The 23,258-nt window shown below is 63.5% G+C and carries 23 protein-coding genes; 13 read left to right on the top strand and 10 right to left on the bottom strand.

What is annotated here, in order from left to right:
• Window positions 1-165 precede the first annotated feature (165 nt).
• A complete protein-coding gene (locus ACSFC5_RS16890) occupies window positions 166-1,074 on the bottom strand; it encodes an alpha/beta fold hydrolase (protein WP_440766414.1) in 909 nt (302 codons plus the stop codon).
• A 463-nt stretch (window positions 1,075-1,537) separates the two neighbouring features.
• Here ACSFC5_RS16890 and ACSFC5_RS16885 point away from each other — a divergent pair, with 463 nt between their 5' ends.
• Window positions 1,538-1,837, top strand: coding sequence for a TFIIB-type zinc ribbon-containing protein (locus ACSFC5_RS16885; protein ID WP_440766413.1), 300 nt, complete (start codon window positions 1,538-1,540; stop codon window positions 1,835-1,837).
• 40 nt (window positions 1,838-1,877) lie between these two features.
• Window positions 1,878-2,783 (top strand): ketopantoate reductase family protein, encoded by a 906-nt coding sequence (locus ACSFC5_RS16880; RefSeq protein ID WP_440766412.1) that lies wholly within the window; start codon window positions 1,878-1,880, stop codon window positions 2,781-2,783.
• Between the two features lie 178 nt (window positions 2,784-2,961).
• Here the strand turns inward: ACSFC5_RS16880 and ACSFC5_RS16875 are convergent, their stop codons facing one another.
• Both ACSFC5_RS16875 and ACSFC5_RS16870 read right to left on the bottom strand, forming a co-directional pair.
• Window positions 2,962-3,330, bottom strand: a complete 369-nt coding sequence (locus tag ACSFC5_RS16875; protein ID WP_440766411.1) for a NifU family protein — start codon at window positions 3,328-3,330, stop codon at window positions 2,962-2,964.
• Between the two features lie 83 nt (window positions 3,331-3,413).
• Entirely contained in the window at window positions 3,414-3,731 is a 318-nt protein-coding gene (locus tag ACSFC5_RS16870; protein ID WP_440766410.1) for a DUF5783 family protein, read from the bottom strand.
• A gap of 196 nt (window positions 3,732-3,927) precedes the next feature.
• Here ACSFC5_RS16870 and ACSFC5_RS16865 point away from each other — a divergent pair, with 196 nt between their 5' ends.
• Together ACSFC5_RS16865 and ACSFC5_RS16860 are read left to right on the top strand one after the other, a co-directional pair.
• Window positions 3,928-4,317: a hypothetical protein gene (locus ACSFC5_RS16865; RefSeq protein ID WP_440766409.1), complete on the top strand. Its 390-nt coding sequence runs from the start codon at window positions 3,928-3,930 to the stop codon at window positions 4,315-4,317.
• Window positions 4,318-5,123: 806 nt separating this feature from the next.
• The gene (locus ACSFC5_RS16860; protein ID WP_440766408.1) at window positions 5,124-5,879 is read left to right on the top strand and encodes a PHP-associated domain-containing protein; all 756 of its coding nucleotides are present in this window, start codon (window positions 5,124-5,126) and stop codon (window positions 5,877-5,879) included.
• Between the two features lie 12 nt (window positions 5,880-5,891).
• Here ACSFC5_RS16860 and recJ read toward each other — a convergent pair whose 3' ends face one another.
• The 5 genes from recJ to hemC all read right to left on the bottom strand — a co-directional run bounded on the left by recJ (window position 5,892) and on the right by hemC (window position 10,676).
• Window positions 5,892-7,415 (bottom strand): RecJ family nuclease, encoded by a 1,524-nt coding sequence (gene recJ, locus ACSFC5_RS16855; protein ID WP_440766407.1) that lies wholly within the window; start codon window positions 7,413-7,415, stop codon window positions 5,892-5,894.
• Between the two features lie 45 nt (window positions 7,416-7,460).
• Window positions 7,461-7,820 carry a hypothetical protein gene (locus ACSFC5_RS16850; RefSeq protein WP_440766406.1) on the bottom strand — a complete coding sequence of 120 codons (360 nt, stop codon included), beginning with the start codon at window positions 7,818-7,820 and terminating at the stop codon, window positions 7,461-7,463.
• Window positions 7,821-7,937: 117 nt separating this feature from the next.
• Window positions 7,938-8,690: a uroporphyrinogen-III synthase gene (locus tag ACSFC5_RS16845; RefSeq protein WP_440766405.1), complete on the bottom strand. Its 753-nt coding sequence runs from the start codon at window positions 8,688-8,690 to the stop codon at window positions 7,938-7,940.
• Window positions 8,691-8,702: 12 nt separating this feature from the next.
• Window positions 8,703-9,530: a uroporphyrinogen-III C-methyltransferase gene (cobA, locus tag ACSFC5_RS16840; RefSeq protein WP_440766404.1), complete on the bottom strand. Its 828-nt coding sequence runs from the start codon at window positions 9,528-9,530 to the stop codon at window positions 8,703-8,705.
• Entirely contained in the window at window positions 9,531-10,676 is a 1,146-nt protein-coding gene (gene hemC / locus ACSFC5_RS16835) for a hydroxymethylbilane synthase (protein ID WP_440766403.1), read from the bottom strand.
• 205 nt (window positions 10,677-10,881) lie between these two features.
• Between hemC and ACSFC5_RS16830 the strand changes: the two genes are divergently transcribed.
• Both ACSFC5_RS16830 and pheA read left to right on the top strand, forming a co-directional pair.
• On the top strand, window positions 10,882-11,247 hold the full coding sequence (locus tag ACSFC5_RS16830) for a group I truncated hemoglobin (protein ID WP_440766402.1): 366 nt from the start codon (window positions 10,882-10,884) through the stop codon (window positions 11,245-11,247).
• Window positions 11,248-11,315: 68 nt separating this feature from the next.
• On the top strand, window positions 11,316-12,128 hold the full coding sequence (gene pheA, locus ACSFC5_RS16825) for a prephenate dehydratase (RefSeq protein WP_440766401.1): 813 nt from the start codon (window positions 11,316-11,318) through the stop codon (window positions 12,126-12,128).
• 318 nt (window positions 12,129-12,446) lie between these two features.
• Here the strand turns inward: pheA and ACSFC5_RS16820 are convergent, their stop codons facing one another.
• Complete coding sequence (locus ACSFC5_RS16820; RefSeq protein WP_440766400.1) at window positions 12,447-13,265, bottom strand: hypothetical protein; 819 nt, start codon at window positions 13,263-13,265, stop codon at window positions 12,447-12,449.
• A gap of 211 nt (window positions 13,266-13,476) precedes the next feature.
• On the opposite strand from ACSFC5_RS16820, the gene ACSFC5_RS16815 reads away from it, so the two are divergent.
• From ACSFC5_RS16815 to ACSFC5_RS16790, 6 genes are all read left to right on the top strand, one after another.
• Window positions 13,477-14,073 (top strand): hypothetical protein, encoded by a 597-nt coding sequence (locus ACSFC5_RS16815; RefSeq protein WP_440766399.1) that lies wholly within the window; start codon window positions 13,477-13,479, stop codon window positions 14,071-14,073.
• 192 nt (window positions 14,074-14,265) lie between these two features.
• A complete protein-coding gene (locus ACSFC5_RS16810; RefSeq protein WP_440766398.1) occupies window positions 14,266-14,724 on the top strand; it encodes a peroxiredoxin in 459 nt (152 codons plus the stop codon).
• 59 nt (window positions 14,725-14,783) lie between these two features.
• A complete protein-coding gene (locus ACSFC5_RS16805) occupies window positions 14,784-15,203 on the top strand; it encodes an Hsp20/alpha crystallin family protein (RefSeq protein WP_440766397.1) in 420 nt (139 codons plus the stop codon).
• A 191-nt stretch (window positions 15,204-15,394) separates the two neighbouring features.
• Window positions 15,395-16,195 carry a hypothetical protein gene (locus tag ACSFC5_RS16800; RefSeq protein WP_440766396.1) on the top strand — a complete coding sequence of 267 codons (801 nt, stop codon included), beginning with the start codon at window positions 15,395-15,397 and terminating at the stop codon, window positions 16,193-16,195.
• Window positions 16,196-16,431: 236 nt separating this feature from the next.
• Complete coding sequence (gene leuS / locus ACSFC5_RS16795) at window positions 16,432-19,089, top strand: leucine--tRNA ligase (protein ID WP_440766395.1); 2,658 nt, start codon at window positions 16,432-16,434, stop codon at window positions 19,087-19,089.
• Window positions 19,090-19,192: 103 nt separating this feature from the next.
• Window positions 19,193-20,014 carry a YqjF family protein gene (locus tag ACSFC5_RS16790; RefSeq protein ID WP_440766394.1) on the top strand — a complete coding sequence of 274 codons (822 nt, stop codon included), beginning with the start codon at window positions 19,193-19,195 and terminating at the stop codon, window positions 20,012-20,014.
• Window positions 20,015-20,038: 24 nt separating this feature from the next.
• Here ACSFC5_RS16790 and ACSFC5_RS16785 read toward each other — a convergent pair whose 3' ends face one another.
• Window positions 20,039-21,037 carry an ornithine cyclodeaminase family protein gene (locus ACSFC5_RS16785; RefSeq protein ID WP_440766393.1) on the bottom strand — a complete coding sequence of 333 codons (999 nt, stop codon included), beginning with the start codon at window positions 21,035-21,037 and terminating at the stop codon, window positions 20,039-20,041.
• A 225-nt stretch (window positions 21,038-21,262) separates the two neighbouring features.
• On the opposite strand from ACSFC5_RS16785, the gene ACSFC5_RS16780 reads away from it, so the two are divergent.
• The gene (locus tag ACSFC5_RS16780; protein WP_440766982.1) at window positions 21,263-22,498 is read left to right on the top strand and encodes an MFS transporter; all 1,236 of its coding nucleotides are present in this window, start codon (window positions 21,263-21,265) and stop codon (window positions 22,496-22,498) included.
• The last annotated feature ends 760 nt before the right edge of the window (window positions 22,499-23,258 follow it).

Below are 23,258 nucleotides of genomic sequence, written 5' to 3'. Positions count from 1 at the left end.
CGGCGCTCTCTCGCGGTCGGTGTCGTGGACGGCCTGCCTTTCCCCGTTGAGCGGACGCATCGCGTCCGCGATGCTTGTCGGAGCTTGCTCCGACAGCGGATTACATGACTCTCGCGTTGCTCGAGTCATGCGCTCGGCCAGATCGCGGAGAGTAAACGAACGCGATCAGTAACTCGCTCGAGTAATCCCGGGCATCTGCGCCTTCGGATACCGCAGTTTCGGCACCCGTCGGGAGTCCGGTAGCCACTCCAAGAGACTCTCGTTGAACCGCTCGGGTCGCTCTCGAGGTGTCCAGTGACCGCAGTTTCTGACCAGATCCAGCTTCGCGTCCGGAATCCGACGCGCCGCGCGGGCCGACCACTCGACGGGGACCAGTGGGTCCTCTTTCCCGTGGACGAGTAGCGTCGGCACGGACAGTGAACCGAGTTCGTCGACGAAGTTCGTCGCGACGCGGCCGTTGAACGAGAGTTCGTTGTTCTGGAACGCCTTGAACGCCTGAATCGAGCCCGGCTCCATCAGTTTCTGCCTGACGTCTTCGACGAACGGGTCGGGGAGCGCGCTCGAGTCGGCGACGAGACTGTCGAGCACCATGCGGACGCTGTCGGTCGTCGCGCCGGCAGCGATCTTGCCGAATTCGGTCATCCCCGGAACCTGCGAGAGGAGCTTCCATGGGAGGGCGTTGGGGAGTCGGCCGCCGAGCCCGTAGCTGTCGACGAGCGCCAGTTGCTCGACGCGTTCGGGGTGCTCGAGCGCGTAGCCGAGTGCGACCCCGCCGCCCATCGAGATGCCGGCGAGCGAGACTCGGTCGTCGGGAATCGTCTCGATGAATCCCTCGAGGACGTCGACGTACGTCTCGATAGTGTGCGTTACGTTGCCCGTACTTCGCCCGTACTCCGGCCAATCGAGGCCGTAAACGCGGTAGTCGTCCGACAACGCGTCGATGGTGTGTCGCCAGGAGACCGTCGCATCGTCGATGCCGGCTCCGTGACAGAGGACGACGGGCGGACCGCTCGTGCCGGCTCGCCGATAGGCGATCCGACAGTCGCCGATGGTCGCAACGCCGGTGCCAGTCATGATCGGATCACGCCGTCTACGGGGTGGGAGACCGTCGAACCGTCGACCGAACTGTGACGGCGTCGTCGCTCCGCAAGCGCCGGTAGAGGGCACATAGTCGCCACTTTGACTCGCCCGTTGTCGGTCTTTCTCTCACCAGTGCCCCATCGTGGCTCGTTCCCGGACGGTACGAAACGGTGTGGGTCGACTGGGAACGCACCGGTGGGTTCCCCAGTGGTGCGACGATCTATCATGGTCCGAGTATCTGCACGGGGGCTGTATATTGTTTTCTATTACCGTGTGGTACTCTGACATAGGTTCGGCGGAAGTCGGATCCGCTTTCGATGACGTTGCGCATTTGGTATCGCGACTATTCATTTATCACCTACTCGTATTCGATTTGGAGAGCTTCCCACAATCGCGTTAGTCAGTCGATCTGAACACCGTGACGGCTTTATGCCGCTTCGAAGCGTGAGCTATCGACATGGCCACAGAGCAAGACCCCCCGCGACTCGGCTTCGGGACCGCACTCTACACCGAGGACGGCGAACAGGTCGGCCACATTCGGGGTTTCGACGAGGACGGCTTCTACGTCACCCTCCGCGACGGCTTCGAGGGACTGAGCGTAGACCACGTTCGATCAGGCCACGAGTTCGGCGAAGCACACCTGATGTGGCGTTGTCTCGAGTGCGGCGAGATGGGCGAACTCAATCAGGACCTGCCGGAGAGCTGCCCCTCCTGTGGAACCGAACGCGAGAACCTCTACTACTGGACCGAGGACTAAGACGGCAACCGTTTTTATCGCGGTGGCCCCAGCCTCCGACATGGAGATCGTGGTCTACGGAGCCGGTAGCCTCGGCAGTCTCGTCGGTGGGGTGCTCGCGCGCGAGTCACGACACGACGTCACGCTCGTCGGACGCGACCCCCACGTGCGCACCGTTCGCGAGACGGGTCTCGAGCTCGTCGGCGAGTTCGAGACGACGACCACCCCCCGTGCGACGACCGACGGTCGCAACCTCACGGCCGACCTCGCGATCGTCACGGTCAAATCGTTCGACACGGCGGCCGCCGCCGAGACGCTCGCAACGGGGTCGTACGACACTGTTCTCTCACTGCAAAACGGCATGGGGAACGAGGAGACGCTCGCCACCGCCCTCGAGTCACCGGTTCTCGCCGGAACGATCTCCTACGGTGCGCTCCTGGGAGAACCGGGCGTGGTCGAGTGTACCGGTATCGGCGACATCGTTCTCGGTGCTCGAGTCGGGGGTTCATCGAAGCAAGCCACCCAGATCGGCGATCTGTTTTCGGCGGCGGGTCTCGAGACCACCGTCGCCGACGACATGCCCCGTCGCCTGTGGGAGAAACTCGCCGTCAACGCCGGGATCAACGCCGTGACGGCGCTGACCAGAACCGAGAACGGAGCCGTACTCGAAAGCGAGACGAACGGCCTCTCGCGCGCGGCCGCTCGCGAGACGGCTCGCGTCGCCCGCGCCGACGACGTGGAGCTGTCGAACTGCGCGGCCGTCGACGCGATGGAGTCGGTTGCCGCCGATACGGCGGCTAACACCTCCTCGATGCACCAGGATATCCTCGCCGAGCGACGCACCGAAATCGAGGCAATCAACGGCTTCGTCGTCGACCGAGGTGAGGAACTGGGACTCGAGACGCCCACGAACCGCCTACTGACGGCACTGATTCGGACGTGGGAGCGAGGACAAGCGGTTCGCTGATCGGCTATTGATACACCAGATATGGCGATACGAAACCGGTGGGGATCGACAGACGGCAGACTGTCGCGCTGTTCAGCCACGATGTCATGCCCGTCGCCGTTTCGACATCAGTTTGTGGCGGTGCCAACGGCTACGTACGTAATTTCGCCGAAAACAAACGGATCGACTGCTCGAGAACTTAGAACGGGGCTTCGGGACCTTCGTCCGTCTCGCCGTCGTCGTCGACGGTTTCGCCGGGGAACGACGGACTCATGCCGCCACCGCCGCCCATGTCGGCTTCGCCCTCCATGCCGGTGTGGGCGTTGACCTGCTCGATTTCGGGAATCTCCTTGACCATTCGGCTCTTGATCGCTTGAATCGTCATCGGCGAGATGCCACAGCCACTGCAGGCGCCACCGAGCGCGATGGTGACCTCGCCGGTCTCGCGGTCGAGGTCCTGGATTGCCGCGCTACCGCCGTGCATCTGAATCTGCGGGAAGTTCCGACGCAGGAAGTTCGCGACGCGGTCCTCGAGGTCGTCCCCGTCGTTCTGGGTCTCGGTACTCATACGATTCGCTTGGGTACGAGACCCCCTAAACCTTCCGTCATCTATGTTCGTCTGGGAACACGTTCTCGGTTCTGGCTGGCCGATCAGGCGAATCCGAAGACACGCTGGAGTTCGGTTTCGATCTCCTCGACGTGTGTCTCGAGGACCTGCTCGAATCGCTCTTTTTCGACGAGGACACCCGACAGTCGATCGTACGGATCGTCCGGCAGTTCGACGCGGAACTCTCCATCCCCTTCGTAGAACGGTTCGCTCTCGTTCAACACCTGCTGGTCGATCGCGTGCACGAGCTCCGAATCGTGCGTGTCGTTCATTCGGTTGAACGCGTTCTTGTACGCCTGCTGGAGTTCGGGAAAGTAGTTCGCGTACTTGTCCTCGAACTTCTCGGGATCGAAGTCGGCCATACGCGGATCGAAGGCGAGCGGAGACAAAAGTCGGACGGTCGGTCGGCAGTCGCGTCGTGATCTACGTGGTTGGTTTCGATATCGCGAGACTCGTTTTCAGAACGTGGCAATCAGCTAACTCTGTAGGGGTGTCCTACATACGGAGGGTGCGTGCGCAAGCGGAACCAACACTCCCGCGACGCTCCTCACGAGGCACATGTCCCCGGATAATCCCCCCATTCCACGCGAAAAACTGCCACCGGGATGGGGAGCCGTGATGTTTTGCGACGGCCAGTTCGCGTATCGTCACAGACAGCCGCCGATCGAGCTCGTCGCCGATCGAACGGCGGCCAATCGGTCTCATCCCGGACTCGGACTCAGTCGATGCTGGGAACTTCGATACCAGTACTCGCTCGGTGATCGGACGATCGCCGAGTCGATCGGCCGCGTCTCGACTCGCCGAGCGGCCGTCGAGGGCGTACTGCAGTGTATGCACCACATCCACGAATCCGTCGACGAACTGGGCGGCCCAATCGAGGTACAGGATATCCTCGACCGAGTGCGGTTCTCGGACGTCGTTCCGGACGGCCAGTCGCCGACGAAGTGAGCGTCCCATCCCTGTCGATAGGGTGTACAGCCGGTTCGATATCGCAGTATACAATATAATCGCGCTCGATTACGCCCTTTCGTGATCTGAGGGCTCTGTAGGGTGGCTTCTGTCGGTCGTACGGTGGTTCAACGCGCTATGCGGGCGGTTTCAGATCACGCAGAGAACGCGCTCAGAGACGTTTCTCGACGAACCGTGGCTGATGAATCTCGGCGCAGAAGCGTTCGACTCGTGGTTGGTTCGTCTACTGCCGACTCGAGAGCGGAGTTCGCTGAACTACTGGAGTTGCGAACACCAGTACGCGGATAGCGTCGCTCGAGTAATTATTGCCTAGCAGTCTCTGCGATGCTCCCGTACCGAATCCACGATGGAACCCACCGATTTCGGCCCTTGCGCACACGGTGATACAATGAGGCCACTGTCGTTCGGCGACCGATTGCTCTCGTCGTGCAGTTTGGTGCTCGCTCTCGAGACGCCTCGGCCGGTCACGTCGAGTTACAGTAGGGTCTGGGAACCCGCGGTCGTTGTGATCGAACTTCACGACTCGAACTACGTCGGTCATCTCGAATCGGCGTTCGGTGTTTGGTGATCGATCCGAGTTTGGTCTCTCGGGCGGCGTATACGCGTTCGACGGCCCGATTCGTCTGCAACGCTTTCACGTCATCCGTCGACCGAACTGCCGAGTAATCGCTCTATAAATTCTATAGTGCGATATTGAATCGTTCCGGTCCGTCGAGAAGATATCCAGCGGAGCGCTTATACTCTCGTCTGCGAATGGATAGACACGGAAGCCACCCGATGGTCCTATGATATCTCAGATCCCCTTTGCTATCGACTTCCACGTCCACTCGGACGACTCGTACGACGGTCACGAACCGATCGAACTCATCCTCGAGCAGGCGGCCGACATCGGTCTCGACGGGATCGTTATTACCGATCACGACGAGATCAGCGAGTCGATTCGGGCCGCGGGACTCGCACCGGAGTACGGCCTGATCGGTATCCCCGGCGTCGAAGTCTCGACTCGTCACGGCCACCTGCTGGCGATCGGTGTCGAAGAACGTCCCGACCCCGGTCAACCGTTCATGGAGACCGTCCAAACCGTTCGTGAACTCGGCGGAATCGCGATCGTCCCCCACCCCTTCCAGCGCAGCCGTCACGGCGTCCGGAAACGGCGGATTGAGGATGCCGACGCGATCGAGACCTACAACTCGATGGTCTTTACGGGCTACCGTAACCGTCGCGCACGGACGTTCGCGCGTCGCCGGGACTATCCGGAAATCGGCGCGAGCGACGCCCACTACCTCCCCAACGTCGGCAAGGCGTACACGGAAATCCTCGTTACACCGGATTCCGGGAATCCGACCAAGGCGGACATCGACGGCGACGAACTCGTCGACGCCATCCTCGAGGGCCGGACGCAGATCCGCGGCAAGCGCACGCCGATCCACAAGAGCACGGTCCAGTACGCCAAGGGGGCGGTTCGCAAGTCGACGTATCTGCTGACCAAACGCGCGCCGCTCGTGCCGACGGTGCCGGCGTCGATGGACCGATCGCACTGATCGCCGCGCAACTCAGGATAGCTGATCGCCGACGATCTCGTCGGCTCGTTCGATAAACGCCGCTTCTTCGCCTTTCGGGACCGTCGCACCGGCGGCGACGTCGTGACCGCCCCCGTCGCCGCCGACGGCTCGAGAGGCCTCGCCCATGACGATCGAGAGATCGAGCCCCTGACGGACCAGATTGTGGGTCCCGCGGGAGGAGACCTTCACCTCGTCCTCGTTTTTCGCCGCGAACGCGAGGATCGGCTTCGATCGGCTGATCCCCTCGTTCCCCATGGCCATTCCGGCGACGATACCGACGATGGTCTCACGGATCTCGTCGCCCGCGTCGAACCACTGCAGGTGCTCCTCGTGCGTGACGCCTTCGCGCGTGACGAGGTCGATCCCGTTCGAGAGGTTCCGCCGGTGATCTCGGAGGAGTTTTCGGGCGCGCTCGAGTGCGTCGCCTCGATCCCCGAGGCAGACGCCGAGGCCGACGTCGGCGCGTTCGTACCGGGCGGTCGCGTTGAGCAGCGTCGAGAACTCGCTGGCGTCTCGGAGTTCGGTGCCGACGGGTTCTGCGGGCAGTACGTACGCGGTGCTGACGAGTTGGTCGATCTTCGACGCGGGGACGCCCTTCGAGACGGCCCGTTGGACAAGCGCGCTGGCGACGGTCCGTTTCTCGTCGTTCGAGAGGCCGGACCACCGTCGCCACTCGCCGTCCCGTTTTAACTCGAGATCGAGCCCGTCGAGAAATCGGAGCGAGCCGCCCTCGCTGTTGGAGATGCCGGGGATGTGGACGTCGGTGGCGTATTCGAACAGCTTGGGGAGGGGGCGGGTCTGCTTCCCGTAGAGCGCGAGGTCCGTGCCGGTTTCGACGACGCCAGCCTCGACGCCCTCTTCGACGATCTTCGCGTTCGCGCCGTGGAGTTCGCCGCTCGAGGCCTGCATGTCGCCGACGGCGCCGACGACGGCCAGCGCGGCCAGATCGCGGTTGTCGGCGCGGGCGTCGCTGGTCCCGCTTGCAGTGACGATCCCGCCGTCGGAGCGTGGGTCCGTCCATTCACTGTCGGCCGACGTCTCTTCGGTCGAACGCAGTTCCTCGTTCCCGCTCTGAACGTCTGCAAGCGCACGGGCGAGCACGTAGCTCGCGCCCGCACCCGAGAGCTCCGAGGCGCCGTTGATCCCGAACAGGAGCGGATTGAGGTGGTACTCCGTCTCGCGGTCGGCGGGCTGGTGGTGGTCCGCGATAACGGGTGTGAAGTCGCCCGCGTCTTCGTATTCGCCGATAATATCGAGCTGGCCGCTCCCGAAGTCGGTAAAGAGTACGGTCTCGTAGTCCGTCGCCGCGATATCGGCGATAGCGGTCTCGTCGAGCTGTTTCTCGAAGACCGTCTCGAACGGGATCTCGGCCCGCTCGAGCGCGCTCGCGGCGATCGCGGCGCTGGTCAGCCCGTCGGCGTCGATGTGGGAGGCCAGCAGCACGCGGTCGGCGTCGCACAGCCGCGTCGCACACCGAGTCGCACGATCCTCGAGTTCGGGTACTGGCCCAGCCATGGAGGTATCGTTGGTGCGGCTTCGGTCATAAAGTTGCGGTCTGGTTCAGAGAAAGACCATCTCGACCACCGGTTCGCGGAACAGGAGCAGCAGGACGTTGTTGACCGCGAGCAGGGTGTACAGTGCGACGATGAACCCGACGAAGCGGACGTCCATCGGGTCCGAGAGGACGTGGCCGATCAGGACGACGGCGGCGGCGTAGCAGAGGGCCGCGAGCAGTACGCCGGGCAGTCCGAACAGCCCGTAGAAGAAGACGGTGACGGGGTTGAGTTCGGTCGCGTACGGAACCAGAAAGAACAGCGTCGCTGCGATAGCGTCGATCGCCCAGAGGACGAGAAACGCGGCTCGGAGCCCGACGGAGTTCGGTGGATCCAGGCTACTCTTGCGAAACGTTTCTACTGCCATTGACAGTAGATAGAAGTGGTTTCGCGGAGGTAGACGTTGACCTTGCCAGCGCTGGTTGTGAGGCAATATCACGCGCTCTACGCGCGCCTGCCTGGCTCGATTGCGTGATCGACTTGGCTACTCGTCGACGCGTCGAACGGCTTCGAGCGTCTCCCGGGCGAGCGTCTCGAACGTGGCCTCGTCGGGGACCACGTCGACGTCGAGTCCGCGTGCGGCGGCGGTTTCGGCCGTCGGCGCACCGATGACGCCGACGGTGGCCTCTGTGAGTCCCTCGAGTGCCTCCGCACGGATCCCCCGCTCGGCCGCGGCCTCGAGGAAGTGTTCGACGGTCAGCGACGAGGTGAAGCAGACGGCGTCGAGGTCGCCTGTGGCGGCGAGCGCAGCGGACTCGCCGCTTCCGTCGGGTCGGACGAGCCGGTAGAGGATCGTTTCGTGGACGTACGCGCCAGCGTCCTCGAAGCCGTCGAGCAACACCGGACTGCCGTGGTCGCTGCGGGCGACTTCGACCCGCGCGCCGTCGATCTCGGTTGCTAGCGTAGCGACGAGTCCGCTCGAGGTGAACTCCTCGGGGACGATATCGACTGCGTACCCCTCCCTGCGGAGGGCGTCGGCTGTTGCGGGACCGATCGCACAGACGGTTTCGCCGCTTACCTCCCAGCCCGCCTCGGAGACGAGTTCCACGCCCGTCTTGCTGGTGAAGACGACGTAGTCGGCGTCGGTTCGGGGCGTCGCGTCGGTCGGTTCGACGGCGAGCATCGGGTCCGCCACGGGATCGGCGTCGAGGTCCTCGAGCAGGCAGATTGCATCCGCGATCCGTTCGTCGTCGGGCCGGAAGACGGCGACAGCGGGGGTTTCTGGTGTCTCGCTCATCGTGGGTTCCCCTCAGTCGTCCTCGCTGGCGTCGCCGTAGTCGTTTTGCAGAAAGTCGACCACCGACTCGCGACTGGCGGCAACGTCGCCGATTACCGTCACCGCGGGCGGCGAAATATCGGCCTCGTCGCGGGCGTCGACGATGGTCTCGAGCGTTCCCGTCGCGACCTGCTGGCCCGGCCAGGTGCCGCGTTCGACGAGGGCAACGGGCGTCTCGGGGGCCATGCCGGACTCGAGTAGGGCTTTCGTGTAGTCGGGAAGCCGGCCGACGCCCATCAGGACGACGATGGTGCCGCCGGTCGCGGCGAGCGCGCCCCAGTCGACGGCGGACTCCTCCTTGGTCGGATCCTCGTGACCCGTGACGAACGAGACGGAGGAGGCGTGGTCGCGGTGGGTAACCGGGACGCCGGCGACGGCCGGTGCCGCGATGGCCGACGTAACTCCGGGCACGACCTCGAACGGGACGTCGTGGGCCGCGAGGTACTCGGCTTCCTCGCCGCCGCGGCCGAAGACGAACGAATCGCCGCCCTTGAGCCGAACGACCGACTTCCCTTCGCGGGCGAGTTCGACCAGTCGCTCGTTGATCTCGGACTGCGGCGTGCGCTCGCCGCCGGCGCGTTTGCCGACGTCCTCGCGGCGGTCTTCGGGAAGCATTTCGATGATCTTCGGGCCCGGAAGCTTGTCGTGGAGGACGACGTCGGCCGACTCGAGCAGTCGGTGGGCCTTGACGGTCAGGAGTTCGGGGTCGCCGGGGCCGCTGCCGACGAGGTAGACGGTGCCGGGGTCGGCGTCGACGGGATCGAATTCGGTGGCCTCCGTCGACGTGTTCGTCTCTGCCATCTACTTCCCCTCCGGCTTTTCTTCCTCGGAGATGTCGGCTTCGTCCTCGTCTTCGTCGGCTGCCTTTCGAGCCTGCTCGATCAGTTCTGCTGCGCCGCGATCGGCCAGATCTTGCGCGAACTCGCGGGCGGCCTCGACGTGGCTCTCGATCGGTAGGTCGCGGCCCGCCACGACCGACTCCTCGCCGTCGCGGTCGAAGACGCTGACGTTCGCGTGGACGTACTCGCCCTGGACGACCGCGTAGATCCCGATCGGCGCGATACAGCCGCCGCCGAGTTCCGCGAGGAGCGTCCGTTCGACGGTCGTCTCGACGCGGCTGCGCGGGTGATCGATCACCGACTGGATCTCGCGGGCCGTCTCGCCGTCGACTGCGGTCACCGCGAGCGCGCCCTGGCCAGGTGCCGGGACGAACGCGTTCGTCGGCAGTTTCCGGTAGTCGACGTAGTGGGCGAAGCCGCTGCGCTCGAGGCCCGCCTGGGCCAGCACGATGGCGTCGAACTCGGTCTCGACCTCGCGGCCGAGGGCCTGTCGCTCGAGTTCGGAGCGGCCGTCGAACCAGTCGTCGACGGTCTGGTCGAACTCGGGTTCGAAGTCGTCGTTCCCGGTGTTTCCCTTGCGCTCCTTGTCAGCTTCCGTCCGCTCCTCGTGTTCTGCCTGCAGCGCGGGCGCGAGCAGTTTCTCGAGGCGCGTGTCCACGTTCCCACGCAGCGGCTCGACCGTGAGGTCGGGTCGCTCGGAGAGCAGTTGTGCGCGACGGCGGAGACTCGAGGTGCCGACGGTCGCGCCGTCGGGGAGTTCCTCGAGGGTCGAGCCGTCGGGCGTGACGAGGACGTCGCCCGGCTTCCCGCGTTCCGGCACGGCGGCGGTCACCAGCTCCTCGGGCTGTTCGGTGGGCATGTCCTTCATCGAGTGGATCGCGCCGTCGAGGTCGCCCTCGAGGACGCGCTCGTCGAGTTCGCGGACGAACGCGCCGGTCTTCCCCAGTCGATGGATCAGTTCGTCTCTGATCTGGTCGCCCGTCGTGTCGACGGTGACGAGTTCGACCTCGTACCGCCGATCCTCTAAGGCCTCCTGTACCAGCGAGGCCTGCCGCCGAGCGAGTGTGGACCCCCGTGTCGCCAATCGAAGCGTCCCGCGCGTTCTCATAGGGATGAGTCGTCGCCTCGGGTATGAAAAGCGCACGCTTGTCGGCCGCTAACCGGTCGACTCGATTATATGTGTCTACAGGGCTTCGCTGTGATCGATTTGCGGCGGAACCTGACCGGTATCGACGATATCTCTCTTCCGGAAATTCCGACGGGAACACGTTCGGACGGACACTTATACACCCGCCATTCGTAGGACCGGCCGGATGAGCGAAACTCTGTACGACCGACTCGGCGGCGAGGACGCCATCGCGGCAGTCGTCGACCGGTTTTACGAACGCGTAATTGCAGACGAACAGGTCGCCCACTACTTCGACGACGTCGATATGCAGAAACAACGCGCCCATCAGACGCAGTTCATCAGCGCGGTCGCGGGCGGTCCCGTCGACTACTCCGGCGAAGACATGGAGGCCGCACACGACGACCTCGAGATCACGAAACCCGACTTCGACGCCATCGTCGCCCACCTCGAGGCGACGCTCGAGGAGTTCGACGTCCCGGCGGACGACCGGAACGCGGTCCTCGAAGCCGTCGGCCAGTACGAGGACGATATCGTCACGGCGACGGCCTGAATCGCCAACCGGTCGCAAACCTCGCGGGACCCGAGACCTTTTGATCCCGTCGCGGGTATCACCACGTAATGGCTGCAGTTACGCTGGGTCCCGAAGGAACCTACTCGCATCGGGCGGCGACGGCGGTCGCGAACGGCGACGAGATCGACTTTCGCCAGTCGGTAACGGCGATCGTCGACGCCGTCGCCGGCGGCGAGTACGACCGCGGCGTCATTCCGATCGAGAACAGCATCGAGGGCTCCGTTACGGAGAGTCTCGACGCGCTCGCGGAGTACGACGTCGCCGTCGTCCGCGAGATCGTCACCCCCATCAAACACGCGCTGCTCGCCCAGAGCCCGGAGTTCGACACGATCGCCAGCCACTCGCAGGCGCTCGCCCAGTGTCGCTCCTACCTCGAGCGCGAGTACCCCGACGCCACCCTCGAGGCCGTCGCGAGTACGGCCCAGAGCGTCGAGTTCGCCCGCGACGACCCGTCGATCGCGGGCATCGCCCACCCGGACAACGGCGGTAACGGCATCGAGGTGCTCGCCGAGGACATCCAAGATCAGGACTCGAACGCGACGCGCTTCTTCGCGCTCGCGCCCGCCGAGGAGCGCTCGAAGGGCGGCGGCAAGAGTTCGCTCGTGGTCTACCCGAACGCGAACTATCCGGGGCTGTTGCTCGAACTGCTCCAGCCCTTCGCGAACCGCGATATCAACCTCACGCGCGTCGAATCCCGGCCGAGCGGCCAGCGATTGGGCGACTACGTCTTCCACGTCGACATCGAGGCCGGCCTCTACGAGGCCCGGACGAAGGAGGCGATCGAGGATCTCGAGAAGTTGGCTGAGAAGGGCTGGGTTCGGCGGCTGGGATCGTACGACACCGAGCACGTGGTCGGGTAGGGTCGGGGTTCGCAACCAGTGTAGGCGGTCTCGGGACGATCAGTCTCGCCTTCTCAGTTTGAACTTCCACTGTTTTCCGCTGAACGTGCTGAGAAGCGTGAGTGCGGACGGGTAGCCCTCTCAGCGTCACTATCGGATTTGCAGCGCGATTGGATCACGCACGGATCATCTATTATCCGATAGAAGTTAACCGTCTATGTCACATACGCGGCAGTAGATCAGAATCAGCGACTCTCACGACCCGTACGCACATTCGGGAACTCGACCGCTGCTCGCGTCCGGTGCCCCCGTGTTTTCGACCGTATCACGGCTCTGAGATTAGTTGGGATCTTCCAAGACGATTTCAGTCGTCGACGGCTCCTGGTTGGAACTGGTGTATCTGACGGTGATCTCGACAGTTGCGCCTTCCATGTTGACGTTCGGACTCCCTTGGGCGTCGGGGTTTCGAAACTTGTTGAAGTTGAACTCCACGGGACCTGCCTCCGCGTCTATCGATACGTTTTGGGTAAACGTAACGAAGTCGCCACCGATATCGAAACCGCCAGTCGCGACCTCGACGCCGTCTGCACTCAGCGTCCCCGGATTGCTGACTCGAGTTGCGTCGGTGTTCGTTTGATCGACACTCATCGCCGTAATTTCGATATCAGTATTGCCGGTGTTTTCCAGCTGAAAGCTGAATTGGCCGTTTGGTCCTCCGGCTTGAGCGCTGCCATCGACGCCTCGGACGGGAGGCGCAGTAAAATCCCTCTCGATCGAAATGGTCCCGGCGTAGGATCCGTCGGGTCCGTCTCTGAACAGGTCTGCTGAGAGCGTCACTTCGCCACCGCCTCTGAATTGAATCTCTCGAGACGTTGTCGATGGGAGATTGACCATCACAGGTTGTTCGAAGCTACCGTCGCCGCTCACGTCGAACTCGACTGTATCGCTTCTGAGCTCTACGTTCATAAATAGCGGGCTATTGTTTGTGACCGTCGGAGGGGTCACATCACGGTCAATTCCGAGCAGGGCGCTCGAATCTTCTGCCGTGTTGATCGGGCCCCCGCGTTCGGCACTAATCGAGCTAAACGCGTTGGTTCCGTACAGCGCACCGGCACCGATAGAGATGGTTCCCACTCCCAGAAGTGTCCGGCGCTTCATTACTGAACACTGGACTCTCAAGCGAGATAACTGCTGTGACCGTCCTCCTCGAGCAGTGATAGCTGAGTACGCTGCGGTACGCTTCGATTTTACCACGGCCAGCGCCGACAGCACCCCCGTCGCAGCGGGTTTCGGTTGATTCGACCGGTCGTATCTGCCCGAGAGCGGTCAAACACTCACTGTTATGAGTAAAGACACCATCCTGTACGTCATGACGAGTAGACGCACCGTCCTCGTTGGTTTCGGCGGACTGGCGGCCGCCGGTACATTTCTCGGGACGGGTGCGTTCAGCCAGGTGACAGCCGAGCGTCAGGTCACGGTCGAAACTGCCGGTGACGCGAGCGCACTACTCACGCTTACTCCGCAGAGTGAATTTGCCACCAGTGACAACGACGGTCTTCTCGAACTCGATTTATCGGGAACAGTCGGAGAGAGTCAGGGACTCAACCGAAACGGGTTCACGTTTCTTCGGAGCGTGTTCTCGATTACGAATCGGGGCACGCAGACGGTAGAGATCCAGTTCGCGTTTGACGGAGAACAGATCGAAGAGACCGTTTCGGGGGCCCAAGATCAAAGTTTGAGTTCGGACGAAAATTTCGGAATCTGGCCGGGGACCGAAGCCGACGATAACGAAGGGAGTATCTGGGTGGTGTTCGGAAGTGGAGAGTTTATCGGCTTCGATCCGGACGATCACGAACTCTCTCCCGGCGAGGAAACGATGGTGTCGTTTAACTACGAAGAACGAGGAATAGTACGCGAAATTGACTATCTCTCTTTGATTACTGAAGCGACCGCCGTGGACGACTAATCAATTATTACGTCCAAACCAACCTACGGTCTCGTAGGAGACAGAATTCGGGGGTTGCGTTCGCTATCCATCCGTTGTTTCGGCACTTGCTCCCGAAATCATATTTCGTTCGTCGAGCGATGTCGCTGCGATTCTATCGGTCAGGTTCGTCGGACCGCAAACGATTTTCCGCGTCCCCGCGGGAGTACGCGTATGACACTCGACGAAGGATCCGACGCCCCAACCGTGACCGCACCGAATCAGGACGGCGAAGAGGTTCGCCTCGAGTTCGACGAGCCGACGGTCGTCTACTTCTACCCGAAAGACGACACCCCCGGCTGTACGATCGAAGCCAACCAGTTCCAGCGCGAGCACGAGACCTATCAGGATGCCGGCGTGACGGTCTACGGCGTCTCGCGGGACGACGTCGACTCGCACGACTCTTTTTGCCAACAGGAGGGCCTCGAGTTCGACCTGCTGGCCGATCCGGATGCCGAGATCGCCGACGCATTCGACGTCGAACTGCGGGATAGCGGCGTCACGACGCGGACGACCTTCCTTCTCGCCGACGGCAAGGTGAAGGCGGTCTACGACGGCGTCGATCCGGACGGCCACGCGCGTGACGTCCTGTTAGACGCGCTCGACGACGGGCTGGTGTCGCTGCCGGAGTAGTCTGTTGTGACCTTCTATCGCGGGCAGAATTTATCCTGCTCGAACCCGTACCAGCGAGCATGCGAAAGAACCCCTTCGAGGATATCGAGGAGATGCTCGACCGCGTCAGCCGGCAGGTCGAATCGGGAATGACCAGCGGCGGTCTCCAGGTGCCGGGATCGGTCCCGGCCGACGTCGTCGACACGGGTGAGGAGTACCTCGTCACGGCCGATCTGCCCGGCTACGAGACCGACGACATCGAACTGACGCTCTCGGAGGGGACGCTGCGCCTCGAGGCCAGTCGCGAGGACGAGGAGGCCTCGGCGGACGGACGTTACCTCCGGCGCGAACGGACGCGAACGTCGGCGAACCGCCGCATTCGGTTGCCGGAACCGGTCGAGGAGGAAGAGGTGTCGGCGGGCTACGAGAACGGCGTGCTGACGGTTCGACTGCCGAAGGTGTCGGGCGGGGAGGAGTCGCGTCAGATCGATATCGAGTAGCCGGCGCTGCCACTCTTCGAGGCCCCGGATTTCGGTTCCGGCGGCGGCCGGTAGATCGGCCGAACGGGGCGAGGTAGCCGTGCGGAGGCGGTCGCGAAAGCGCCGATAGTATCCACTCGATCACCGGCTGGACCGTCACCGCGATTGGATATTTCCGGGAAAGTATTATACCTGGATGACAACTTCCTGCTATGGTCCAAGTGACCGCACTCGTCTTCGCCGGGGCCTTTCTCCTGTTCGGGGGTATCGTTCTGTCTCGAGCCAGCGAACTCGGCGGTCGACACGAGACGATCGGCGAACTCGCGTCGGCGGGCGACGAGCCGGTCGAGCAGGGCGGCGAGACGACGATCAGCGGCCCGGTCTCCGTCCTCGAGCCGGCGTCGCCGACGCGGACGGGCCCCGATCCGATCGGGGGCGACGACGCCGCCCTCTGGGCGTGGCGGGTGCGCCAGAAGGAGAGCGCGGCGAACGGCACCCGGTGGCGGACCGACGAGGCCGAGCTCACGGCCGGCGAGTTCGCCGTCGATCACAGCTGGGACCGCGTCCGCGTGGACGCGACGACGCTGGCGATTCAGGAGGGCGACGACCCCTTCGATTCGTCGGGGCTGTTTCTCGGCGAGCCCGCGACCGAATCCTATCTCGGCGACCTCGGTCCGGTCAATCGTTTCCTCGAGCGGACCGGGTTGGCGGGCGAGGGCGGCGTCGTCAGTGACCTGGAGTTTACCGTAAACGTCGGCGGGAAGACCACCATGCCGGACAAGTATCAGGCTACCGTCGTCCGTGACGGCGACGAACTGATCGTTCGAGGCGAACTGATCGAGACGCCCGACGGATACGTCCTGCGAGGGACCGACGAGACGCCGCTCGTGATCGCGGCCGACTCCCTCGAAGCGCAGCAAGAACGGGTTCGCTCGGAGGTCCGCCTCCGAAAGGCCGCTGGCGGGATACTCGTCGGTGTCGGCCTGGTCGTCGCGATCATCGGTGTCCTCTGACAGGGAGTATCGTAGCCACCCGGGTGTTTCGTGATTTTCGACTGGGTCGTGTTTCTCGGTCCTGTATTCCGAACCGATGAACGCCTACGTTGCTCCCTATGAGTTCGCGTCTCGGGCCGGGCGTGGGTCCGCCATAAGCGTCGTTCTTGAGGGACCGGTGCTGGAGCCTTCGACGACCCGGCGGGCTACGGTATGGAAAGGTATAGGGTGGCGTCCCGTCCTAGATGTATATAAGAATGAGCGACGCGGGATACGACCACGCGGCGGTCGAACGGCGCTGGCAGGAGGCGTGGGATGACGAAGACGCCTATCGGACGCCCGACGACGTCGAGGATCCGACGTACGTCCTCGGTATGTACCCCTACCCGTCGGGTAAACTCCACATGGGCCACGTGCGGAACTACACGATCACGGACGCCTACGCCCGATTCCGACGCATGCAGGGCGACGAGGTCCTCCATCCCATGGGCTGGGACGCCTTCGGTCTCCCCGCCGAGAACGCGGCCAAGGAGCGCGACACCAACCCCCGGGATTGGACGTTCGACTGCATCGACACGATGACCGACCAGATGGAGTCGATGGGCTTTGGCTACGACTGGGATCGCGAAATCGCCACCTGCACGCCGGAGTACTACCAGTGGAACCAGTGGCTCTTCTCGCGGTTCCACGACGAAGGACTCGTCGAGCGTCGCGACGCCGAGGTCAACTGGTGTCCCCACTGCGAGACCGTGCTGGCCGACGAGCAGGTCGAGGGCGAAGCCGAACTCTGCTGGCGCTGTGACACGCCGGTCGAACAGCGCGAACTCGAGCAGTGGTTCCTGCGAATCACCGAGTACGCGGACGAGTTGCTCGAGTCGATCGACGACCTCGAGGGCTGGCCGAACTCGGTGCGCCAGATGCAGCGCAACTGGATCGGGCGGCAGTTCGGGACGGAACTGGAATTTCAGGTCGCAGGCCATGGCTCCGTCGAGGCCTTCACCACCCGCGTCGACACCATCCACGGCGCGACGTTCTTCGCGCTCGCGCCGGACCACCCGATCAGCGAGGAGTTGGCCGAGACGGACGACGACGTTCGACAGTTCGTCGAGCACGAGGCCGATCCCGAGGGCGACGAACCGAACGGCGTCGCGACCGATCTGACCGCGACGAACCCCGTCACGGGCGAGGAGATTCCCGTCTACGTCGCCGACTTCGTCCTCTCGGACGTCGGGACGGGCGCGCTGATGGCCGTCCCGGGCCACGACGAGCGCGACCACGCCTTCGCGACGAAGATGGACGAGGAGATCGTACCCGTCATCGCGCCGAAGCCGGACGACTGGGACGGCGAGACCGTCCCCGACGCGCCGGACGTCAGCGAGGAGGCGTTCACCGACGACGGCGTCCTCGTGAACTCGGGGGAGTACTCCGGTCTCGAGAGCCAGACGGCTCGCGAACGACTGACCGAGGATATCGACAGCGCCGCGGAGTCCACCCAGTATCAGCTTCGCGACTGGGGAATCTCCCGGCAGCGCTACTGGGGGACCCCGATTCCGGTGATCCACTGCGAGGACTGCGGTCCGGTTATGGTTCCCGACGAGGATCTCCCGGTCGAGTTACCCGAATTCATCAACACCACCGGCAATCCGTTGGACGCCGCCGAGGAGTGGAAGGCGACGACCTGTCCTGACTGTGGGGGCGACGCCACCCGCGAGACGGACACGATGGACACCTTCGTCGACTCCTCGTGGTACTTCCTGCGCTACGTCTCGCCCGGCGCGGAAGACGTGCCCTTCGACCTCGAGCGGGCCAACGACTGGATGCCCGTCGACCAGTACGTCGGCGGCATCGAACACGCCGTGATGCACCTGCTCTACTCTCGGTTCTTCACGAAGGTACTGGCGGACCACGAGGGGCTCGAGCACCGCGAACCCTTCACGAACCTGCTGGCCCAGGGGATGGTCCAGTTGGAGGGCGAGAAGATGTCCAAGTCGAAGGGGAACACGGTCTCGCCCCAGCGGATCGTCGAGGAGTACGGCGCCGACACCGCGCGGCTGTTCATGATGCAGGCCGCCCAGCCCGAACGCGACTTCGACTGGAGCGAGGAGGGCGTTCGGTCGACCTACGCGTTCCTCACGCGACTACAGGAGATGGTCGACGAGTACGTCAATGGCCAACCGAACGGCGACGACGACGCCATCGCGAGCTACGTCGACGCGGAGATCGACGCGACGATCGCCATCGCCAGCGGCAAGTACGACGAGCTAACGTTCAACCGGGCGCTGCGCGAAACCCAGGATCTGACGCGGACGCTCCGGCAGTACGCCGACTACGCCGAACCCCACGCCGAAACCTACGAACGCGGACTGTCGGCCGTCGTTCGTCTGCTCGCACCCGTCGCCCCCCACCTGGCCGAGGAGCTGTGGGACGAACTGGGGTACGACGGCTTCGTCGTCGACGCCGAGTGGCCGACCGCGCAGGTCGACCGCGACTACGTCGCTAAGCGCCGACGGCTGGTCCGGAACACCCGCGAGGACATCCGGGACATCGTCGAGGTGGCCGGCATCGAGGACCCCGAGTCGATCGACGTCGTCGTGGCTCCGGACTGGATGTACGACGCCCTCGAGATCGCGATCGAGAGCGACGCCGACAACCTGATCGGCGAGCTCATGCAGGAATCACACATTCGCGAGCAGGGCGACGCCGCCGCCAGCTACGGACAGGACCTGCAGGCTGGACGCGAGGCGCTCTCGATGACGCTCGGTCTCGACGACGAGCACGCGGCCCTCGAGTCCGCCGCGTGGCTGATCGAACGCGAGTTCGACGCGCCGGTGTCGGTCGTCCGCGCCGAGGAAGCCGACGACAGCGTGGTCACGAACGCCGAACCCGGCCGGCCGGCGATCGAGATCGAGGACTAACCGCGGTCGGTATCGAACCACCACCACTTCTGACAGACGACTGTCTGCTTTATATCGCCTCCCGCCGTATCGAGACGTACAGCCCCCGCGCTGATTCTCGAGGATGACACAACACAGACAGCAACGGACGCGGACACAACGACGGAAACGAACCGATCCGTTCCGATGGACGTTCGCCGACGGCTCGTCGCCGACCGCGCCACACGTCGCGTCGATGACGTGGCGGGACGGGGCGTTTCTCAACTGGCCCGCCGATCCCGACGCGCTTCGGTCACACATACCTGACGAGTTGACGCTCGAGACCTACGACGGCGACGCCTGGCTCAGCGTCCTCACGTTCGTGCTCACGAATGCTGGTATCCGCGGATCACCGCCCATCGCCCGAACGGCGGTCGCCGAACTCAACGTCCGGACGTACGTCCGCCACCGCGGCGATCCCGGCCTGTTCTTCTTCAGCATCGATGTCGGAAGCCCGTTGATCGCCGCGACCGTCGGTCGAACGACCCGGTTGCCGGTCTACCACGCCCATATGCGGGTCAGTTCCGGCGACGAGGACGGGGTCGTGTTCTCGAGCACGCGAGGACAGACTACCGTCGGCGCTCGGCCGCGGTTCGACGACGACCAACCCACGGCACGGTTCTCCGCGACGTATCAGCCCGACGGCGACGTCTTCACCCCGGAGCCGGACACGCTCGCCTACTGGCTCGTCGAGCGGCGACGGTTCTACGCCGCCGAGGAGAATCGGGGCGTCCTGTCGGGCGAAATCGCACACGACCCGTGGCCGTTACAGCCTGCAACCGTTACGATCGACGAGAATACGATGTTCGAGGTGAACGACCTGCCGGCGCCGACGGGCGATCCCGTCGCCTACTACTGCGACGAACTTCGGATGACGGGATCGGTTCCCCGGCGACTCCGCGATTGAGAATAGTTCGAGGGGGACGCGATTTCAGTTTGCGTCGCCGACGCCGACGAGATCAAACGGATGGCCGTCGCCCGCGGCTCGAGCGTTCTCGTAGACGACGTGGGCTGCAGCGACGTCCTGAATGGCGAGTCCGGTCGAGTCGAAGACGGTGACGCCGGTTTCGTCCGTCCGGCCCGGTTTCGAGCCGACGACGACCTCACCGATCTCGGCGTGGATGTCGTCGTCGGTCAGGGTGCCCTCGTGGTAGGGGACGTTGATCTCACCCGAGTGAGTGCACTGCTCGTGGTCGTCAATGACGATCGTCGCGGCTCGCAGGAGGTCGTCGGCCAGTTCGTGTTTTCCTTCCGCGTCGGCGCCGATCGCGTTGATGTGGGTACGGTCGCCGACGTCTTCCGGGCCGACGATGGGGTCTCTGACGGGCGTCACCGTCGAGAGGATATCGCAGTGGCCGGCCTCGGAGATGGATCCGCTGCGTACGTCGAACCGGTCGTCGTACGCGTCGACGAACGCGTCGACGCGCGCATCGTCGGGGTCCGAGACGACGACCTCCTCGATCGATCGGATCTCGCTGATCGCCTCAAGTTGCGTATAGGACTGGACGCCAGCGCCGACGAGACCGAGACTCGAGGCGTCGTCGACGGCGAGGTAGTCAGTCGCGACGGCCGCTGCGGCGCCGGTGCGTTTCATCGTGAGCGTCGTGCCGTCCATGATCGCCTTCGGGAAGGCGGTCTCGGGATCGGAGTAGATCATCGTCCCCAGAACGGTGGGCAGGTCGTGGTCTCCGGGGTTGTCCGGGTGAACGTTGACCCACTTCAGGCCGGCGGCGTCCCAGTCGTCGGTCGCCAGATAGGCCGGCATCGATCGGAAGTCGCCGTTGTACTGCGGGAGGTCAATGTAGGATTTCGCGGGCATCTGCGTGTCTCCGCGCTCGAAAGCGGCGAATGCTTGCTCGACTGCCTCGATGACGTCGCCGAGTTGCGCGTAGTCGTCGACGTCGCCGCTGTCCAGCAGAAGCGTGTTCATAGTGGCGAATATTGCGGCATCGTCTTAGTAGGTTCGAATTGTCAGGCCGGCACAGTCGGGCTTTCAGTGCCGACACGCGGCGAGTTTTCGCCGGACCTGTTATGTGGATAACTCGACTGTACGGCCAAAACACGACCAATTAAATATCGATAGCGGGTGTACTATCGCACTGAACGAACTGTGTTCGGACTTCCCGACAACGATCGAGCGATCGCGAACTTCACGATGCTGGGCCACTCGCTGGTCCACTGGTTCGAGACCTCGATCCCGATCTTTCTCGTCGTCTGGCTGACCGAGTTTCCCGACGCCGGCGTTGCGGTCTTCGGCCTGATCGTCGCCCTGGGCTACGCGCCGTTCGGCCTCGGTGCACTACCCGCCGGCGTCCTCACGGACCGCTACGGACCCAAACGGCTGATCCTCGTCTGTCTCGGCGGGATGGCGCTCGCGTTCGTGGCCCTCGCGTTCGCGAACTCGATCGCGACGATCGCCCTCGCGCTCGTCTGCTGGGGAATCGCCGCGAGCGTCTATCACCCCGCCGGCCTCGCACTGATCAGCACCGGCGTCGAAGAGCGGCCGACGGTCTTCGCCTACCACGGCATCGCCGGTAACGTCGGTATCGCGCTCGGCCCGTTCGTCACCGCGACGCTCCTGATGGTCGGCCTCGAGTGGCAATACGTCGCCGCCGTTCTCGCCGTCCCCGGCTTCGTCGGCCTCGCGTACGGACTCAGCGCGAACTTCGACCCGGCGGGTGCGGTCGACGCCGACGACGTCTCCGACGCCTCCGAACCGCTCTCGCTGTCCGAATTCGTCTCCGGGTCGCGCGCCCTGTTCGCGAGCGCGTTCGCCGTCGTCTTCGCCATCGTCACGTTCGAGGGGCTGTTCTACCGCGGCATCCTCACCTACCTGCCCGAGATCCTCCACGACGCGCCGGCGATGGCCGTCCTCGACCTGCCGACCGGGTTCGAGGGGATCGAACCCGCGGACTACATCTACGTCGGCCTGCTCGTCGTCGGCATCGCCGGCCAGTACGCCGGCGGCAAACTCACCGATAGAATTCGCGTCGAGCGCGGTCTCGCCGGTATCTTCGCCGTGCTCGCCGTTCTCGCGGTTGCCTTCGTCCCGGTTCGGGAGATGGGACTCGGCCCGATCGTCGCCCTCTGTGCCGTCCTCGGTTTCTTCCTCTTTGCGATCCAGCCGTTCTACCAGGAGGCCGTCGCAGTTCACACGCCCGAAGACGCCCGCGGGCTCTCCTACGGCTACACCTACCTCGGCGAGTTCGGCCTCGGCGCGGCGAGTATCGCCATCGGCGGCTTCGCACTGGGGATCGGTCTCGAGGCCTTCTTCGGCCTTCTGATCGGCTTCGCGCTCGTCGGCGTGGGGCTCTCTTGGGGCCTGCTGGTCGCGATTTCGAGATTCGGCGCGTGGGAGGGGCCGGGGGCTCGAGCGCAGAGCGAGGACTGAAAGACACTCTCGTTGGCCGTCATGTAGTTCGTGTTTCCCCGGGCGTCGGTCCCGATCGCATTGATGTGTCGAGAGAATTGGTGGTGATGGCGGACACTGCGCTGGTCCATTTCATCGTGAGCGTCGTGCCGTCTATGATTGCCCTGGGGAAGGAAGGCTCGAGATCGCGGCACTCACGTCTCGAGGACGGTCAGCAGGTCGTGGTTCGTGAAACCGTATAGGTGAACGTTGATCCATTTCAGTCCGAGGGGTGTTCCACTTCCCACCCGAGAGATAGGCTGGAAGTCGCCCTTGTACTACGGGACCAACAGTTGTGACTGCCAGAACGGACTCAATTCTTAGAGTGACGAGAAAGCGATTCCGCCAGCTGCCAGTAATAGTATTCCTCCAACCAACATCATAATCGGACCACCGTTCTCGTATCCAGTTAGTGAACCTAGTTTGCCTGAACTTATTACTAACCCACCTCCGATAACAGCGAGTATTCCTGATACTTTACGACCATTCATTTCTGATATTATCAGAATCACTTAGTATATTAAACCTTTCGATAGTATGTTTCTAATAATATCTAGTTCAGATACAATCCGTTGGCCACAACTGTAATTGTGGAACACAGTACCAACAAGGCTGAAATTGGCATATAGTTATTTCACTCACATTGCATTCGTCTACAATATCGTCAACACCTTCAATTATTCCACAACTACCGGATAGAATGCTGGAGATTGCTAGTGTCCCTGCTGCTGTTGAACCCGGT

It is taken from the genome of Natronorubrum marinum (genome assembly GCF_052040125.1).
In the GTDB taxonomy this organism is placed as follows: Archaea; Halobacteriota; Halobacteria; order Halobacteriales; family Natrialbaceae; genus Natronorubrum.
The sequence above is the reverse complement of the archived record's forward strand: the minus strand, read 5'-3'. Positions and strand labels throughout refer to the sequence as shown.

Bases quoted from the DNA above. Each gene is read 5' to 3' on its own strand.
- ACSFC5_RS16890 (WP_440766414.1), bottom strand. From the start codon at position 1,074: ATGACTGGCACCGGCGTTGCGACCATCGGCGACTGTCGGATCGCCTAT.
- ACSFC5_RS16885 (WP_440766413.1), top strand. From the start codon at position 1,538: ATGGCCACAGAGCAAGACCCCCCGCGACTCGGCTTCGGGACCGCACTC.
- ACSFC5_RS16880 (WP_440766412.1), top strand. From the start codon at position 1,878: ATGGAGATCGTGGTCTACGGAGCCGGTAGCCTCGGCAGTCTCGTCGGT.
- ACSFC5_RS16875 (WP_440766411.1), bottom strand. From the start codon at position 3,330: ATGAGTACCGAGACCCAGAACGACGGGGACGACCTCGAGGACCGCGTC.
- ACSFC5_RS16870 (WP_440766410.1), bottom strand. From the start codon at position 3,731: ATGGCCGACTTCGATCCCGAGAAGTTCGAGGACAAGTACGCGAACTAC.
- ACSFC5_RS16865 (WP_440766409.1), top strand. From the start codon at position 3,928: ATGTCCCCGGATAATCCCCCCATTCCACGCGAAAAACTGCCACCGGGA.
- ACSFC5_RS16860 (WP_440766408.1), top strand. From the start codon at position 5,124: ATGATATCTCAGATCCCCTTTGCTATCGACTTCCACGTCCACTCGGAC.
- recJ (WP_440766407.1), bottom strand. From the start codon at position 7,415: ATGGCTGGGCCAGTACCCGAACTCGAGGATCGTGCGACTCGGTGTGCG.
- ACSFC5_RS16850 (WP_440766406.1), bottom strand. From the start codon at position 7,820: ATGGCAGTAGAAACGTTTCGCAAGAGTAGCCTGGATCCACCGAACTCC.
- ACSFC5_RS16845 (WP_440766405.1), bottom strand. From the start codon at position 8,690: ATGAGCGAGACACCAGAAACCCCCGCTGTCGCCGTCTTCCGGCCCGAC.
- cobA (WP_440766404.1), bottom strand. From the start codon at position 9,530: ATGGCAGAGACGAACACGTCGACGGAGGCCACCGAATTCGATCCCGTC.
- hemC (WP_440766403.1), bottom strand. From the start codon at position 10,676: ATGAGAACGCGCGGGACGCTTCGATTGGCGACACGGGGGTCCACACTC.
- ACSFC5_RS16830 (WP_440766402.1), top strand. From the start codon at position 10,882: ATGAGCGAAACTCTGTACGACCGACTCGGCGGCGAGGACGCCATCGCG.
- pheA (WP_440766401.1), top strand. From the start codon at position 11,316: ATGGCTGCAGTTACGCTGGGTCCCGAAGGAACCTACTCGCATCGGGCG.
- ACSFC5_RS16820 (WP_440766400.1), bottom strand. From the start codon at position 13,265: ATGAAGCGCCGGACACTTCTGGGAGTGGGAACCATCTCTATCGGTGCC.
- ACSFC5_RS16815 (WP_440766399.1), top strand. From the start codon at position 13,477: ATGACGAGTAGACGCACCGTCCTCGTTGGTTTCGGCGGACTGGCGGCC.
- ACSFC5_RS16810 (WP_440766398.1), top strand. From the start codon at position 14,266: ATGACACTCGACGAAGGATCCGACGCCCCAACCGTGACCGCACCGAAT.
- ACSFC5_RS16805 (WP_440766397.1), top strand. From the start codon at position 14,784: ATGCGAAAGAACCCCTTCGAGGATATCGAGGAGATGCTCGACCGCGTC.
- ACSFC5_RS16800 (WP_440766396.1), top strand. From the start codon at position 15,395: ATGGTCCAAGTGACCGCACTCGTCTTCGCCGGGGCCTTTCTCCTGTTC.
- leuS (WP_440766395.1), top strand. From the start codon at position 16,432: ATGAGCGACGCGGGATACGACCACGCGGCGGTCGAACGGCGCTGGCAG.
- ACSFC5_RS16790 (WP_440766394.1), top strand. From the start codon at position 19,193: ATGACACAACACAGACAGCAACGGACGCGGACACAACGACGGAAACGA.
- ACSFC5_RS16785 (WP_440766393.1), bottom strand. From the start codon at position 21,037: ATGAACACGCTTCTGCTGGACAGCGGCGACGTCGACGACTACGCGCAA.
- ACSFC5_RS16780 (WP_440766982.1), top strand. From the start codon at position 21,263: ATGCTGGGCCACTCGCTGGTCCACTGGTTCGAGACCTCGATCCCGATC.